Source organism: Luteibacter sp. 621 (assembly GCF_050435445.1).
GTDB lineage: Bacteria > Pseudomonadota > Gammaproteobacteria > Xanthomonadales > Rhodanobacteraceae > Luteibacter.
The window spans coordinates 75105-88653 of sequence record NZ_JBNDKI010000003.1 but is presented as its reverse complement, the minus strand read 5'-3'; the positions used below and the strand labels follow the sequence as shown (position 1 = coordinate 88653).

Annotated in this window: 15 protein-coding genes and 3 tRNA genes; 12 read left to right on the top strand and 6 right to left on the bottom strand. The window is 63.6% G+C overall.

All coding sequences use genetic code 11. The annotated features are described in order from the left end of the window. Nucleotides 1-66 precede the first annotated feature (66 nt). The 9 genes from pheA (at nucleotide 67) to ABIE56_RS04800 (ending at nucleotide 7557) form a co-directional block, all read left to right on the top strand. A complete protein-coding gene (gene pheA, locus ABIE56_RS04840; protein WP_429242705.1) occupies nucleotides 67-1170 on the top strand; it encodes a prephenate dehydratase in 1104 nt (367 codons plus the stop codon). Continuing rightward, nucleotides 1167-2279, top strand: coding sequence for a histidinol-phosphate transaminase (hisC, locus tag ABIE56_RS04835; protein ID WP_429242704.1), 1113 nt, complete (start codon nucleotides 1167-1169; stop codon nucleotides 2277-2279). Before pheA ends, hisC begins: the two co-directional genes overlap by 4 nt. Beyond that, on the top strand, nucleotides 2276-3586 hold the full coding sequence (gene aroA, locus ABIE56_RS04830) for a 3-phosphoshikimate 1-carboxyvinyltransferase (RefSeq protein WP_429242703.1): 1311 nt from the start codon (nucleotides 2276-2278) through the stop codon (nucleotides 3584-3586). Before hisC ends, aroA begins: the two co-directional genes overlap by 4 nt. Before the next feature lie 116 nt (nucleotides 3587-3702). Beyond that, entirely contained in the window at nucleotides 3703-4491 is a 789-nt protein-coding gene (kdsB, locus tag ABIE56_RS04825; RefSeq protein WP_429242702.1) for a 3-deoxy-manno-octulosonate cytidylyltransferase, read from the top strand. 213 nt (nucleotides 4492-4704) lie between these two features. Beyond that, on the top strand, nucleotides 4705-6528 hold the full coding sequence (gene uvrC, locus ABIE56_RS04820) for an excinuclease ABC subunit UvrC (RefSeq protein WP_429242701.1): 1824 nt from the start codon (nucleotides 4705-4707) through the stop codon (nucleotides 6526-6528). A gap of 50 nt (nucleotides 6529-6578) precedes the next feature. Then, nucleotides 6579-7157 (top strand): CDP-diacylglycerol--glycerol-3-phosphate 3-phosphatidyltransferase, encoded by a 579-nt coding sequence (gene pgsA / locus ABIE56_RS04815; RefSeq protein WP_429242700.1) that lies wholly within the window; start codon nucleotides 6579-6581, stop codon nucleotides 7155-7157. Nucleotides 7158-7195: 38 nt separating this feature from the next. After that, nucleotides 7196-7271, top strand: a tRNA-Gly gene (locus ABIE56_RS04810). A gap of 76 nt (nucleotides 7272-7347) precedes the next feature. Further along, nucleotides 7348-7421: transfer RNA gene (locus tag ABIE56_RS04805), tRNA-Cys, on the top strand. 49 nt (nucleotides 7422-7470) lie between these two features. Further along, a tRNA-Leu gene (locus tag ABIE56_RS04800) sits at nucleotides 7471-7557 on the top strand. 115 nt (nucleotides 7558-7672) lie between these two features. Here ABIE56_RS04800 and ABIE56_RS04795 read toward each other — a convergent pair. From ABIE56_RS04795 to ABIE56_RS04785, 3 genes are all read right to left on the bottom strand, one after another. Beyond that, on the bottom strand, nucleotides 7673-9229 hold the full coding sequence (locus tag ABIE56_RS04795) for an arylsulfatase (RefSeq protein WP_429242699.1): 1557 nt from the start codon (nucleotides 9227-9229) through the stop codon (nucleotides 7673-7675). Nucleotides 9230-9330: 101 nt separating this feature from the next. Beyond that, nucleotides 9331-10470, bottom strand: coding sequence for a site-specific integrase (locus tag ABIE56_RS04790; protein ID WP_429242698.1), 1140 nt, complete (start codon nucleotides 10468-10470; stop codon nucleotides 9331-9333). After that, on the bottom strand, nucleotides 10471-10683 hold the full coding sequence (locus tag ABIE56_RS04785) for a hypothetical protein (RefSeq protein WP_429242697.1): 213 nt from the start codon (nucleotides 10681-10683) through the stop codon (nucleotides 10471-10473). A 74-nt stretch (nucleotides 10684-10757) separates the two neighbouring features. Here ABIE56_RS04785 and ABIE56_RS04780 point away from each other — a divergent pair, with 74 nt between their 5' ends. The 3 genes from ABIE56_RS04780 (at nucleotide 10758) to ABIE56_RS04770 (ending at nucleotide 12180) form a co-directional block, all read left to right on the top strand. Continuing rightward, nucleotides 10758-11009: a hypothetical protein gene (locus tag ABIE56_RS04780; protein WP_429242696.1), complete on the top strand. Its 252-nt coding sequence runs from the start codon at nucleotides 10758-10760 to the stop codon at nucleotides 11007-11009. Between the two features lie 315 nt (nucleotides 11010-11324). Continuing rightward, complete coding sequence (locus tag ABIE56_RS04775; RefSeq protein ID WP_429242695.1) at nucleotides 11325-11552, top strand: hypothetical protein; 228 nt, start codon at nucleotides 11325-11327, stop codon at nucleotides 11550-11552. 73 nt (nucleotides 11553-11625) lie between these two features. After that, nucleotides 11626-12180, top strand: a complete 555-nt coding sequence (locus tag ABIE56_RS04770; protein WP_429242694.1) for a hypothetical protein — start codon at nucleotides 11626-11628, stop codon at nucleotides 12178-12180. 26 nt (nucleotides 12181-12206) lie between these two features. On the opposite strand, the gene ABIE56_RS04765 is transcribed toward ABIE56_RS04770, so the two are convergent. From ABIE56_RS04765 to ABIE56_RS04755, 3 genes are all read right to left on the bottom strand, one after another. Then, nucleotides 12207-12884 carry a hypothetical protein gene (locus ABIE56_RS04765; protein ID WP_429242693.1) on the bottom strand — a complete coding sequence of 226 codons (678 nt, stop codon included), beginning with the start codon at nucleotides 12882-12884 and terminating at the stop codon, nucleotides 12207-12209. Between the two features lie 142 nt (nucleotides 12885-13026). Next, on the bottom strand, nucleotides 13027-13194 hold the full coding sequence (locus ABIE56_RS04760) for a hypothetical protein (protein WP_429242692.1): 168 nt from the start codon (nucleotides 13192-13194) through the stop codon (nucleotides 13027-13029). Beyond that, the gene (locus ABIE56_RS04755) at nucleotides 13191-13481 is read right to left on the bottom strand and encodes a hypothetical protein (RefSeq protein WP_429242691.1); all 291 of its coding nucleotides are present in this window, start codon (nucleotides 13479-13481) and stop codon (nucleotides 13191-13193) included. Before ABIE56_RS04755 ends, ABIE56_RS04760 begins: the two co-directional genes overlap by 4 nt. Nucleotides 13482-13549 lie beyond the last annotated feature (68 nt).

Sequence of the window (13549 nt, the reverse complement as noted above, 5' to 3'; positions counted from 1 at the left end):
GCAATGCAGCAATGCATTTGCGGTGGTAACTGTTTCATTTGCAACCACTTAGCCGCCTGGAAGTCCATGAGCAAAAGTAGTTCCACCGATAAGCAAGCCACGCTGACCGAGGCGCGCCAGCGCATCGACAGCATCGACCAGCAACTGCAGTCGCTCATCAGTGAGCGCGCCCGTTGGGCACAGCAGGTCGGCCGGGCCAAGGGCCCGTTGAAGGCGGCGGTGGAGTATTACCGACCCGAACGGGAAGCCCAGGTGTTACGCGGCGTCATCGATCGCAACGATGGCCCGCTGCCGCACGCGGAACTGGTACGCCTGTTCCGCGAAATCATGTCGTCGTGCCTTTCCCAGCAGCAGCCGCTGAAGATCGGCTACCTCGGCCCCGAGGGCACCTTCAGCGAGCAGGCCGTGCGCAAGCAGTTCGGCCACGCCGCCTACGGGCTGCCGCTGGGCAGCATCGAAGAGGTGTTCCAGGAAGTGGCCGCCGGTAACGCCGATTTTGGTGTGGTGCCGGTGGAGAACTCGGGGCAGGGCATGATCCAGATGACCCTGGATATGTTCCTCACCTCCAAGGCCACCATCTGCGGCGAAGTGGAGCTGCGCGTTCACCAGAACCTGCTGTCGCTCACCGGCGATATGAAGGACATCAAGCGCATTTACTCGCACCCGCAGTCGCTGCAGCAGTGCCAGGCGTGGCTGCGCGTGAACCTGCCGAACGTGGAGCGCATCGCCGTATCCAGCAATGCCGAAGCGGCTCGCATGGCACGCCTTTCGCCGGAATCCGCGGCCATCGCGGGTGAAACCGCCGCGCGCGTATACGGCCTGAAGATCATCGCGGGCCCTATCGAAGATCGCAGCGACAACACCACGCGCTTCCTCGTGATCGGCCGCACCATCTTCCCGCCCTCGGGCAACGATCGCACCTCGCTGCTGGTGTCGGTGCGTGACAAGCCTGGCGCGCTGTTCGATGTGTTGAAGCCGCTCGCCGAGCATGGCATCAGCATGAACCGTATCGAGTCGCGCCCGGCACACACCGGCAAGTGGCAGTACGCGTTCTTTATCGATGTCTCCGGCCATGTCGAAGATGCTGCCCTGCAAGCCGCCCTTGAAGAAATGAAACCTGCCGCCGCTGATGTGCGCGTTCTCGGCGCCTACCCTGTCGCACTGCCATGACCGAACAGTTTGATGCCGCCTCGCTCGCCAACCGCGCGACGTCGGCCCTGCGTGCCTACGATCCGGGCCACGATCTTCCCGCGCTCCGCCTGCGTTTTGGCGGCGTGCTTTCCGAGCTGGGTTCCAACGAGAACCCCTTAGGCCCCAGCCCCCTGGCCATGCGCGCGGCCACCCGCGTGCTGGACGATATCTGGCGTTACCCCGATCCCCTGGGTGCCGCACTCAAGCAGCGCCTTTCGGGCGAGCTGGGCGTGCCGGTGCGCAGCATTACGCTGGGCAACGGTTCGCACGAGCTGCTCATGTTGCTGGCGCAGTGCTTCGCCGATGCGGATCACCCGGTGGTGCATTCGCAGTACGGTTTCGCGGTGTTTCCGATCGCCGCGGCCGCGGCGGGTGCGCGTTCTATTGCCGTGCCTGCATTGCCTGCCGATCACCCGACCGCGCCCTACGGCCACGACCTCGAAGCGATCGCGAAGGCGGTCACGCCGGCCACGCGTATTGTCTACCTCGCCAACCCGAACAACCCTACCGGCACCTGGTTCACCGATGCCGAGCTGGAGCAATTCCTGGCGAATGTACCGGCCGAAACGCTGGTGGTGGTGGACGAGGCGTACCACGAATACGTGGATGCCCCGGGCCTGAGCACCGCGCTTCATCTTCTGGGGCGTTACCCGAACCTGATCGTGACGCGCACGTTCTCCAAGGCGTACGCGCTGGCGGGCCTGCGGATTGGCTACATGCTTAGCCATCCGTCGGTCGCCGCCGTGGCGGAGCGCCTGCGCGAATCGTTCAACGTGAACGGCGTGGCGCTGGCCGCTGCCGAGGCCTCGCTCGGCGATCACGAGCACCGCGCACGCGTGCGCGAAACCAACCACCGCGACCGCGCCTGGCTGGCCGAAGAACTCACCGCGCGCGGCTTCCGCGTGCTGCCATCGCAAACCAACTTCCTGCTCGTCGACCTGGGCCAGGATGCCGCCGCCTTCGAGAAGCACCTTTTCGAACACGGTGTCATCGTCCGTCCCATGGGTGGCTACGGCCTGCCGCACACCGTGCGCGTCAGCATCGGTAGCCGTGCCGAGCTGCAACGTCTTCTGGAGAACCTGCCATGACCCGCCTGGATTGGGTAAGCCGCCGCGCCGCAGGTGCGTTGCACGGCGACCTTGTCGTACCCGGCGACAAATCCGTTTCGCACCGTGCGCTGATGTTTGGCGCGCTGGCCGAGGGCACCACGCATATCCGTGGTTTCCTTGAGGGCGAAGATACCCGCGCCACCGCCGCCATCCTCGGCAAGCTGGGCGTGCGCTTTGATACCCCCGCGCCCGGCGAGCGCGTGGTGCATGGCGTGGGCCTGCATGGCCTGCGCGGCACCGATGAGCCGCTCGATTGCGGCAATGCGGGCACCGGCATGCGCCTGCTCGCCGGCTTGCTGGCGGGGCAGGGCTTCGATGCCACCCTGGTGGGCGACGCCTCGCTCTCCGGCCGCCCCATGCGCCGCGTCACCGATCCGCTAGGCGAGATGGGTGCGCAGATCGATACGAACGACGGGAAGCCGCCGCTGCGCATCCACGGCGGCCGCAAGCTCAAGGGCATCACCTACAAATCGCCGGTGGCGAGCGCGCAGATCAAGTCGGCGCTGCTGCTGGCGGGCCTGTATGCCGAAGGCACCACCGAGGTGATCGAACCGCACCCCACGCGCGATTACACCGAAAGCATGCTCAAGGCATTCGGTTGGCCCATCGAGTATTCGCCCGGCAAGGCGAAGGTCGAAGGCGGCCATGTGCTGCGCGCTGTCGACGTGGACGTGCCTGCGGACTTTTCGTCAGCAGCGTTCTTTATCGTCGCGGCGTGCGTGGTGCCCGGTTCGCTGGTACGCCTGAAAGGCGTGGGCCTCAACCCGCGCCGCACCGGCTTGCTTGCCGCGCTGGAGCTGATGGGCGCCGACATCGGCGTTGAGAACGAGCGCCATAGCGGCGGCGAAGTCATCGCCGACCTCGTGGTGCGCTACCGCCCGTTGCATGGCGTGGCGCTGCCGCTGGATATCGTGCCGGACATGATCGATGAGTTCCCGGCGCTGTTCGTGGCCGCGGCGTGTGCCGAAGGCATGACCACGATCCGTGGCGCGGCCGAGCTGCGCGTGAAGGAATCCGACCGCATCGCCACGATGGCTAACGGCCTGAAAGCCTGCGGCGTGCTGATCGATGAGCTGCCCGATGGCGCGATCATCCGTGGCGGCCCGATCGGCGGCGGTTCGGTGGATAGCCACGGTGACCATCGCATTGCCATGAGTTTTGCCATTGCGGGCCTGGTGGCCGCGGCGCCGATCACCATTGGTGATTGTGCGAACGTGGCGACGTCGTTTCCAGGGTTTGTTGAGCTGGCGAACGGGGTGGGGTTCAGCCTCGGCTCGGCGGGGTGAGATCGCGCGCAAGCGCGCTCCTAAAGGGGCGTGCAGCGCGCGAGTGCGCTTTCGCGCGACACGTTCTCGCGTGGCGATCCATAATGCGGGCTTGACCCCCGCCCGGATCGCCACGCATGGCTGCCAAGACCCCTCCCTTCGTCGTCGTCGTCCCGGCGCGGTACGCCTCCACGCGCCTGCCTGGTAAGCCGCTCCTTCCGATCGGCGGTCTGTCCATGGTGCGGCGGGTGGCCGCGCGTGCCGCCAGCGCTGGCGCCGCCCAGGTGGTGGTGGCCACGGACGATACCCGGGTCGCCTCAGAAATGCGGGGCTGCGAGGGCGATATCCTGGTCTGCATGACCCGCGAGGACCACGCCTCGGGCACGGACCGGATTGCTGAGGTGGTCAATCACTTTGGCTGGCCCGAGGACACCGTAGTCGTGAACCTGCAGGGCGATGAGCCGTTCGCGCCGGCCGCCGGCATTCGTGCGGTGGTGGATACGCTCGCCGGGGACGAGGCGCCCATGGCGACGCTGGCCACCCCGATCACCGATGCGGAGGAGCTGTTCGATCCGAACATCGTCAAGGTGGTGCGGGGTGGTAATGGCCGCGCCCTCTACTTCACCCGCGCCCCCGCGCCGTGGGCGCGTGACGCGTTCGCGGCCGACCGCCACGCCCTGCCGGCCGGGGTACCGTTCCTGCGCCACATCGGGATCTACGCCTACCGTGCGGGCTTCCTGCGCCGCATGGCGGCCCTGCCGCGCACCCCGCTGGAGCAGGCCGAATCGCTGGAGCAGCTGCGGGCGCTCGAGCATGGCTATGCCATCTCGGTGAACCTCACGCCCGAGCCTTTCCCGCCGGGCATCGATACCCCCGAAGACCTGGCCCGGGCGGAGCGTTGGCTGAAGGAATCGGGACACCTGTAGGGATTCCCCCACAAGGGGGCGAGGGCGGGGCTTACAGGCTTCGCCGGACTTCGCCGGGCGCGCCGACGCGGGCGCCGCCGTAACCTATCCCTGTCGCCGGAAACACTTCATGGACGAAGGCGACACTCCCCCAAGGAAGGTCGCGCCGGCATGGTCCCCCTCCATGCCGGCGTTTTTCATTCCCGGTTGCCCATCACCAGCTAAAATGCCCCGATGGAGCACACCGAGTCGCATCCGTTCGATGGCAAGGCCTTCGTTCGCCACCTCACCACCTCGCCCGGCGTCTATCGGTATTTCGATGCCGAGGGCGAGCTGCTGTACGTGGGCAAAGCCGCCAACCTGAAGAAGCGGGTCAGTAACTACTTCCTCAAGCCGCCGATGGATCCGCGCATTGCCTCCATGGTGTCGCAGATCGATCGTGCGGAAGTGACGCTAACACGCACCGCCGGCGAAGCCCTGCTGCTCGAATCGCAGCTGATCAAGTCGCTGAAGCCGCGCTACAACATTGTCCTTCGTGACGATAAGAGCTACCCGTACATCTACCTGTCGGGCGGGGAGGACTACCCACGACTGGCATTCCACCGTGGCGCCAAGACCGGGGCAGGGCGTTACTTCGGCCCGTACCCCAGCACCTTCGCCGTGCGCGAAAGCCTGGGCCTGATGCAGAAGCTGTTCAAGGTGCGCCAGTGCGAGGACAGTTACTTCAAGAACCGCTCGCGGCCCTGCCTGCAGCACCAGATCGGCCGCTGTAGTGCGCCGTGCGTGCAGCTGATCAGCGTCGACGATTACCGGAGCGATGTGCGCCACGCGGAGATGTTCCTCGAAGGCCGCAGTAGCGCCGTGATCGATGAGCTGGCCAAGTCGATGGAGCAGGCCAGCGCCGCGCTGAATTTCGAGCGCGCCGCCTCGCTGCGCGACCAGGTCGCCGCGCTGCGCAAGCTGCAGGCCCAGCACTTCGTGCAGGGCGCCAGCGCCGATATGGATGTGATCGCCTGCTGCATGGATGGCGGCATGGCGTGTGTGAGCGTGCTGTTCTTCCGCAATGGCGTCAGCCTGGGCTCGCGCGATTTCTTCCCGCGCCTGCCCACCGATGCCTCGGTGGGCGATGTGCTGGCGCAGTTCATCGCGCAGTACTACCTGGAGCGCCAGGTGCCGCGTGAGCTGGTGCTTAGCGATCCGGTCGAGGACATGGAGATCCTGGCCGACGTGCTCTCGCAGCACGCGGGTTACGCCGTGCAGCTGAAGCCGAATGTGCGCGGCGACCGGGCGCGTTTCCTCGAGATGGCACAACGCAACGCCAGCGCCGCGCTGACGTCGCGGCTCGCCAGCCGGCACACGCTGCTGGCGCGCTTCGACGACCTGCAGAAGGTGCTGGAACTCAGCGAGCCGCCGCGCCGCATCGAGTGCTTCGATATCAGCCACACCCGCGGCGAAGCCACGGTGGCCTCGTGCGTGGTCTTTGGCCCTGAAGGGCCGGAGAAATCGCACTACCGCCGCTTCAACATCACCGGCATCACCCCGGGCGATGACTACGCCGCCATGCACCAGGCGCTCACCCGCCGCTTCAAGAAAGTGGTGGAGGGTGGGGCGAAGCCGGACATCCTGCTGATCGATGGTGGCCTGGGGCAGGTGGCCCAGGCGGTGGATGTGCTGCGCGAACTTGGCGTGGAAGGCATCCGCGTGGTCGGCGTAGCGAAGGGCCCGGGGCGCCGGGCAGGCGAGGAGACCCTCGTGCTGGCCGAGAGCGGCAAGATGCTGCACCCGGGTACGTCTTCCCCCGCGCTGCACCTCGTGGCCGCGGTACGTGACGAAGCGCACCGTTTTGCGATCAGCGGCCACCGCCGCAAGCGCGAGGCGGCCCGCGAACGCAGTACGCTGGAGGACGTGGCTGGCGTGGGCGCGCGCCGCCGCGCGGCACTGTTGAAGGCGTTTGGCGGTCTATCCGGCGTCGAGGCGGCCGGTGTTGAAGAATTGATGAGCGTAAAGGGTATTGATCGCGGCCTCGCAGAACGCATCTATGCCATGCTGCACCCCTGATCGAACGGAAGCGCCTGCCAGCGCGACGCCTCCCGCAACCGGCTGAATCCATGCGTATCAACTTGCCTACCTGGCTTACCCTTTTCCGTGTGCTGCTCCTGCCGGTCATGGTGGTCGTCTTCTACCTCCCGTTCCGCGGGGCTAACCTGGCCGCGGCCGTGGTCTTTGTGCTGGCGGCGTTTACCGACTGGCTCGATGGCTACCTGGCCCGTCGCCTGGATATGACCTCGGCCTTCGGCGCCTTCCTCGATCCGGTGGCCGACAAGCTCATGGTCGCCATCACCCTGTTCCTGCTGGTGCAGTCGGCACCTACCGGTTGGCCCGGCATCCTGCTGGCCATTACCGCCGCCGTGATCGTGGGCCGTGAGATCAGCGTCTCGGCCCTGCGCGAGTGGATGGCCGAAATCGGTGCCCGCTCCAAGGTCAAGGTGGCCTTCCTGGGCAAGCTCAAGACCATGATGCAGATGGTGGCCCTGGTGGTACTGCTGCTCCAGCATGATGCCGAAACCCTGCGCCTGTACCACATTGGCGAGGCGCTGCTGGTGATCGCGGGCATCCTCACCATCTGGTCGGGGCTGGATTACCTGCGCGCCGCATGGCCTGCGCTGCGTGGTGACAAAAACAGTTGACACAATCGTCCAGTTCCCTAAAATAACCGGACTACGACGCGGGAATAGCTCAGTTGGTAGAGCACGACCTTGCCAAGGTCGGGGTCGCGAGTTCGAGTCTCGTTTCCCGCTCCAGATTCCACAAAGCCTCGGGTGACCGAGGTTTTGTTTTTTAAGCGCTATGCGGATACTCTCCGCCTGCGCAAGCGATGGCCGGGTGGCAGAGTGGTCATGCAGCGGACTGCAAATCCGCGTACGCCGGTTCGATTCCGACCTCGGCCTCCATCGCATTCCAAGGCGCACCGTGTAAGCGGTTGCGCCTTTTTTCTTTTCAGCCCGGATGGCGAAATCGGTAGACGCAAGGGACTTAAAATCCCTCATCCGAAAGGGTATGTGGGTTCGAGTCCCACTCCGGGCACCAGAAACATCAGTGGCTTACGCGAGAATTTACCGCAGCCGCACACTTACCCGTAAAAATCGCCGTAAAAATAAGCGCTCTTTGGTCGCGTGCTGGCCACTTGCAGCAGCGCATTGCACTACCGGCCAGGACCTTTCGCAGCGGCATCCATGATCTTCTCGACAACATCGTCGACATTGAAGCTGGCCGATTTCTGGCGCGGCGGAAATTCCTTGAACGATTGAAGCCATCTTGCAACGACAGCTTGTGCGGGGACGATAAAAAATAGCTGGTTCGATGTCTGAAACGGCATGCCCGATTCATCCGCGCGCTCGAAGGGATCGGATCGGAGGTTGTAGGCACGTGGGATGCGATAGTTGGTGAACTCACGTGTCCAAACGTCCAATCCCTTGTGGAGTTGCTGAAGGAAGTTCAGCTTGATGCTCTTTAGCCGAATTCCACATAGCTGGCCGTCATCGTTCCAGTAGATGAACTCTTGCCGGGGCCATGTCTCGGCGAAGCTGAGCGGTTTTGTGCCGCTCTTCTCGTGCGAGCGGAGAGCGTCGGTTAGGTTGTACCCGTCGAGGTGAACTTTGAACTGCTTGCCCGCGAGCGAGGTGCCCTTGAGCAGCCGCTCCTTAATCGTCGTGTCCCCCGCAGCTGCAGCGAAAGTGGGGAGCAGATCTTCATGGGCACAGATGTCGTTGATAATGGAGCCAGGCTCGATGACGCCTGGCCAGCGAATGACCATGGGCACGCGGAACGCGCCTTCCCAGTTCGTGGCTTTCTCGCCCCGGAAAGGGGTCTGACCGCCGTCGGGATAGCTGAGTACTTCGGCACCGTTGTCGGTCGTGAAGACGACAATGGTGTTGTCCGAGATGCCGAGCTCGTCGAGCTTGTCGAGAAATTGGCCGACGAAGCCGTCAAGTTCAACCATGCCATCCGGGTAGAGTCCCAGCCCTGTAACGCCTTGGGATTCTGGTTTCAGATGGGTCCAGACGTGCATGCGCGTCGTATTCATGTAGCAGAAAAACGGGGTGCCGGCTTTCGCCTGGCGATCGATAAAATCGAGCGCGGCGCCGGCAAACTCCTCGTCGACTGTTTCCATTCTTTTCTTGGTCAGAGGCCCTGTATCTTCGATGCTCTGCTTTCCGACAACTCCCCAGCGTGGCTCATCGGTCGTGTCGTCTTTATCTGTGGCCCTGGCCTTCAAAACGCCCCTCGGCCCGAACAAATTCTTGAAGCGAGGATCCTTCGGATACTGCGGATCTTCGGGCTCTTCCTCGGCATTGAGGTGATAGAGGTTGCCGTAAAACTCTGAAAACCCATGTACGGTGGGTAGGTACTTGTTCTTATCGCCCAAGTGATTCTTGCCGAACTGGCCTGATACATAACCCAGAGGCGCCAGGACCTCGGCGATCGTCGGGTCTTCCGGCTGGATGCCAATATCAGCGCCAGGCAGGCCCACTTTTGTAAGCCCCGGGCGAATGGGGCATTGCCCCGTTATGAACGCCGCGCGTCCCGCAGTGCAGCTCTGCTGCCCATACCAGTCCGTGAACAGGGCTCCCTCGGCGGCAATTCTGTCAATATTGGGCGTCCAGTAGCCCATCATGCCGCGGTGGTAACAGCTGGGGTTCATCCAGCCGATGTCGTCACCCATGATGACAAGGATGTTCGGCTTATTGGCAGTGGACATGGCGGGCTCCTATGAGTGCCCACACAATCGGCTTCCGAATAGGTGAGGGCATCCGAAGAAGTCGTGCCCTTCAACTCAGTAAAACCACTGTAGCGCCGCCATCAGTCCTTTTCTGACGGGGCAACCACCGGCAATTCGAAGTCATAAACGTCGAGCATGCGTTCGGATCTATGACCGCTTGCCCGTTGCTTCTCGCCGCGAGTTCCCTTCGTGTCCGTGATGCCCTTGCGCTTCAGGTCGTGCGGCCCAAATCGCTGCGCCTCAGTGATTACGCCCTCGGTGATCGCCAGCTTCATCAGGCGTTGGAAGGCGCTGTCGAACGTGCTTTTCGCAAGTGGACCGCCGGTCTGGTTAACAAACACGCGCCGGTCCTTCGCGTGCAACGGCACCGGTAGGCGGTGACGCGCGTAGATCTCGTCGCGCCTGGCCTTCGCTACATCCCACGCGGCGCGGAGGCGAGGCGTCCAGGCGACGATGTTGTCGCGCGAACCTTTCACTCGGTTTGTCATCAGTCCCTCGGCCAGTTCAGCATCGTCCGCGAGCGTCAGCGCCTCGATGCCGCGCAGCCGGCATAAGTACATGATCTCGACCATCTGCCAGAGGTATGGTGCAAGCGCGCCCTCGCGGTGCGCAGTGTATTCACCGCGCACCTTCGCGAACGAGACGATGCCCACCATCGCACAGTCATCGGGTAGACGGCGCTGCTGGCGCTCTTTCGCCTGCTCGAGCCCGGCACACGGATTGGTTTCGCAGAAGCCGCGGTTCTTTGCCCAGCGGAACATGCGGCGGAGGTAGCGGAGCAGGGCGTTCGCCTTCGTCGGTGTGCCCTGGGCCGCGATCTTGTCGATCACCTTCTGCATCAGCGGCGCAGTGAGGCCGCGCACTGCCAGCGAGCCGAGCGGTCCGGCAGCGGTCGGGAAGCTGCTGGCCACCTTGCGATACTTTTTGTAGCCCGCCTGTGTTGCCGGCGCGAGGCTCTTAAATTTCTCGCTTACCTCAAACTGGGCCATGACGAAGTCGAGCGAGTTACGGTCGACGCCCGCGAGTTGTTCCATCACGCGGTGCAGGTCCGACATCAGCGCCGAGGCGTCGGCAATCTTCCGCCGAGAGGCCTTGACGCCCGGCAGGATGGTGTACCAGACGCGATCGCGCTTATCCCAGTAGCAGCCTTTCGGCAGCTTCGCCTGTTCGATGTGATTAGGGATGGAGGCGTCCGGCCTCCTTGGGCGTCCTCGGGGCATTTACACGATGTCCGGTGAGTAGGCGTGGTCGTTGGAAGCCGAGGATACCCCCAAGGCCTTATTGACTGCCTCGATGGTTGTCCAAGGGCCATCGGCACCGTCGAACACCCGGATGCCTTGGGCACTGGCCCACCGCTTCACCGCGGCCGGCTGCGTCAGCCCGGACTGCCGGCGAAGCTCCGCCGCATCGATGATGTGGTGATTGGTGCTCACGCCGTTAGACCTCCTTGCGGCCTTCGAGAAGGGCGCGCACCATCGGAGCCGAGAATAGAATCGGAAGCTCACGCATGGCAGAACCCTTGGTTGTTGGCTCGCACTGGGCCGTTTTCTCCGTTAAGCGCGATCCCGCTGGGTGGAAGGCTTCGTGGGCCGTCTATGCCACCCGGGAAAAAGCGCTCGAAGCGGAGATGCCTGAGGCTCAGGGGGCGCTGGTGTCCGGTGCGACCGCAGTGTTCACCAATCCGGACGATGCCTTGGCCAGGGCTCGGCACGACGCTGAGCGCACAGCTGCAGTGCTCAGCGGCACGTATCGCGACTGAGCCGGATAGGGCCGGGTTGATGGGCCAAGTTTGTGCGGTCACTATGGTCGTCATTCGCGAAACTGGGTCGTCGTAGTGCTCAAATTCATTACAGGCACACTCGGAGAGTTCCGTTACCGTGCAACCTGGGGGCGGGGAGCCCTTGGGATTGTGATCTGGGAAGGGACGGTATATCGAGCAGATCGCCTCGTAGGTGGACCCAGCGGACAACTGACAGCTGGGGATGACGACGCGGCCGATCTCGAGGTGCGGAAAGCCCTGGAGGCGGCGATTCTGGGCCAACGCCAGTTCTGGCAGTAGATGGGGATAGCGCAAATGCAGAGCGACCTGACCCTGGTTGATGAGCGAGGCCGTCGAATCCTCGTCACCGTCAGCTTCGAACCGACCGGGCATGAGCTTCAGTGGCTGGCGCAATTCGTCGGTACAACCCATTCCACCGGCGAGCTTGCAGGCACGGCTTCCGATGAGGCGAGCATTCCCAGCGCGGTCCAAGCAGCTATCCTTCAGGCTGGAGCGCTGGCGAAGGGCGGCAGACGTGCGTGAGGGCCACCGCCGATTGCGGCGATAAATCGTTGCGGGCACCATCGGCGCACTGAAAAGGATGGGGAGTTCACGCATGGTGGGTTACCTGGCGTTGGTGCAGGCGAGCTGCGCCCAAACGGTGCAAGTCGAGTCTGGATGGAGCATCCTGTCGGCTCTGGCTACCGCCGCAGCGGCAGTCGTTGCCCTTGGGCTGGGTCTCTACCAATGGGGCAAGGACCGCAAGCGGCAAGCGGACGTGCGCACTGCGCTGGCGACTGCGTTGTGCACGGACCTTGCGACCTGGCAAACAGTCGTTAACCAGCAAAGCCAAACCTTCAAGAACGCGGAGCTGAAATCCGAGGCTGATTACAAAGGTTGGGTGCATCGCCTTAGGGCGCCAACGCTCCCGACGTTCGAGCGCTTCTACCTCATGCTGCCGGACCTCGGTCAGGACATCTCGAGCGTTGTGGTTCGTGCATACACGGAAATCATGCGTGTTGGTGAGCTGATCAACGCCGAGATTACGAAGCCGGGTATGACCGATCGCGCGTACGTAGACTTCGCCGGCTTCATTCAGAAAGAACTCGTCGCCCATTCTGGGCGGATTGGCGCAGCTATGAACGTGCTCAGACCGTATGCCTCGGACTGACACGTTGCCGACTAGGGTGTCAGGCTTCATGCGGACAGCCCTTTGCGAGCGACAGCGATCATCGCTCGGTACGCAGGTGCCATAGTGGCGATCGTCGCAGCAACCTGATCAAGCGTGATACCGGGCTGGGCGGCCGTCATGGAGCGAAGCACGATAATGGCGGCCTTCTTGGCCATCTCCACGTCGGCTTTCGAAGCCACTGGCCAGGCTGCGATGGCAGCGGCAGCCACGATCTCTGGCGTCGGCTCGACCGGGACAAGGGCCATGCCCTCCACTGGCTTGGCAGCTTCAAGGTCTACAAGACGACGAACCTCCGCAACCGGGTCGCCTTCTTCCTCCATGCCTAGAGCGCTCAGAATCAGGCAATAGTTGTTGCCGTCTTCCTTCGTGACTTCGACCATTTCGCCGTTCGGCTTGGCGGCTTCATGCGCGGCGGGGTGGGCATAAGCGTATTCGACGCGCTCGCTCTCACCAACGACGGTCTCTGGGTCACCCAACGAAGCATCGACCCACGGATAAGGACGGCCATAGCGGTCAATGATTCTGAAAGCCACCGGCTTCTCATCCCCGTTCGCCTCTCGCGAGGTGAGTTGGGCGATACGCGCCTTGATGGCGTCCAGTTCCTCCTGGCACGGCTCGTCACGGGAAATCCGGCCGTGCTTGGCGACGCGGTAGGCAATGTCGTTGAGGGCCAGATTGCTCATCCCTTATCTCCCGACCTTGCGCGGCCTGCGCGGCCATCCACATGCTGTACGCCGCGCGCTTTGCGACGCTTCGAAAGCGCGATGCTCTTGCGAAGCTTCCTGGTCCTCAGGTATTCCTTGAAATCGCGGTACGTCTGGTCGTTCATGGCTTGTCGGCCTCCTGCTTCTTCGCCAGTTCGATGGCGTCGGTGATCTTGGGAATGAAGGTTTCGGCGGCGCCTGGCGACATGACCTTGTGCGCGCCGCCGATAAAGAGGTGGACCTTGCCCGCGATCGCGCAGGCGTCGGGACGTTCGGTGTCGGGCGTCATGGCGCGTCCAGAATGGGCTTGCCGTAATAGGGACGACCAGCCGTCTCGATAGCGTGCTGCGGGCGACCCGCGGCGCCGCGCGGTGCGCATTCCATTGCAGTCGACAGTTCCTTGCAGGTCATGCTTCGGAGGAAGCGGCCCGAGGGCACCGCGGTGATCTCGCCAGCTTTGTTGCGCACCACGTCGTAGTCCGGCTGGCGGATCTCGTAGACCGTCTCGCGGCACTCGACGATGCGGATGCGGGGCTTGTGCGCGTTGCTAGGCTTGGGCTGGATCTGCGGGTCCATGGTCACGCCCCCATAACGCGTAATGTGTATGGTCGAGACCTGCCGAATGGGGGCGTTCGTGATGGCCT

Excerpts from the sequence above, each read along its gene's own strand:
- pheA (WP_429242705.1), top strand. The coding sequence starts at position 67 with ATGAGCAAAAGTAGTTCCACCGATAAGCAAGCCACGCTGACCGAGGCG.
- hisC (WP_429242704.1), top strand. The coding sequence starts at position 1,167 with ATGACCGAACAGTTTGATGCCGCCTCGCTCGCCAACCGCGCGACGTCG.
- aroA (WP_429242703.1), top strand. The coding sequence starts at position 2,276 with ATGACCCGCCTGGATTGGGTAAGCCGCCGCGCCGCAGGTGCGTTGCAC.
- kdsB (WP_429242702.1), top strand. The coding sequence starts at position 3,703 with ATGGCTGCCAAGACCCCTCCCTTCGTCGTCGTCGTCCCGGCGCGGTAC.
- uvrC (WP_429242701.1), top strand. The coding sequence starts at position 4,705 with ATGGAGCACACCGAGTCGCATCCGTTCGATGGCAAGGCCTTCGTTCGC.
- pgsA (WP_429242700.1), top strand. The coding sequence starts at position 6,579 with ATGCGTATCAACTTGCCTACCTGGCTTACCCTTTTCCGTGTGCTGCTC.
- ABIE56_RS04795 (WP_429242699.1), bottom strand. The coding sequence starts at position 9,229 with ATGTCCACTGCCAATAAGCCGAACATCCTTGTCATCATGGGTGACGAC.
- ABIE56_RS04790 (WP_429242698.1), bottom strand. The coding sequence starts at position 10,470 with ATGCCCCGAGGACGCCCAAGGAGGCCGGACGCCTCCATCCCTAATCAC.
- ABIE56_RS04780 (WP_429242696.1), top strand. The coding sequence starts at position 10,758 with ATGGCAGAACCCTTGGTTGTTGGCTCGCACTGGGCCGTTTTCTCCGTT.
- ABIE56_RS04775 (WP_429242695.1), top strand. The coding sequence starts at position 11,325 with ATGCAGAGCGACCTGACCCTGGTTGATGAGCGAGGCCGTCGAATCCTC.
- ABIE56_RS04770 (WP_429242694.1), top strand. The coding sequence starts at position 11,626 with ATGGTGGGTTACCTGGCGTTGGTGCAGGCGAGCTGCGCCCAAACGGTG.
- ABIE56_RS04765 (WP_429242693.1), bottom strand. The coding sequence starts at position 12,884 with ATGAGCAATCTGGCCCTCAACGACATTGCCTACCGCGTCGCCAAGCAC.
- ABIE56_RS04760 (WP_429242692.1), bottom strand. The coding sequence starts at position 13,194 with ATGACGCCCGACACCGAACGTCCCGACGCCTGCGCGATCGCGGGCAAG.
- ABIE56_RS04755 (WP_429242691.1), bottom strand. The coding sequence starts at position 13,481 with ATGGACCCGCAGATCCAGCCCAAGCCTAGCAACGCGCACAAGCCCCGC.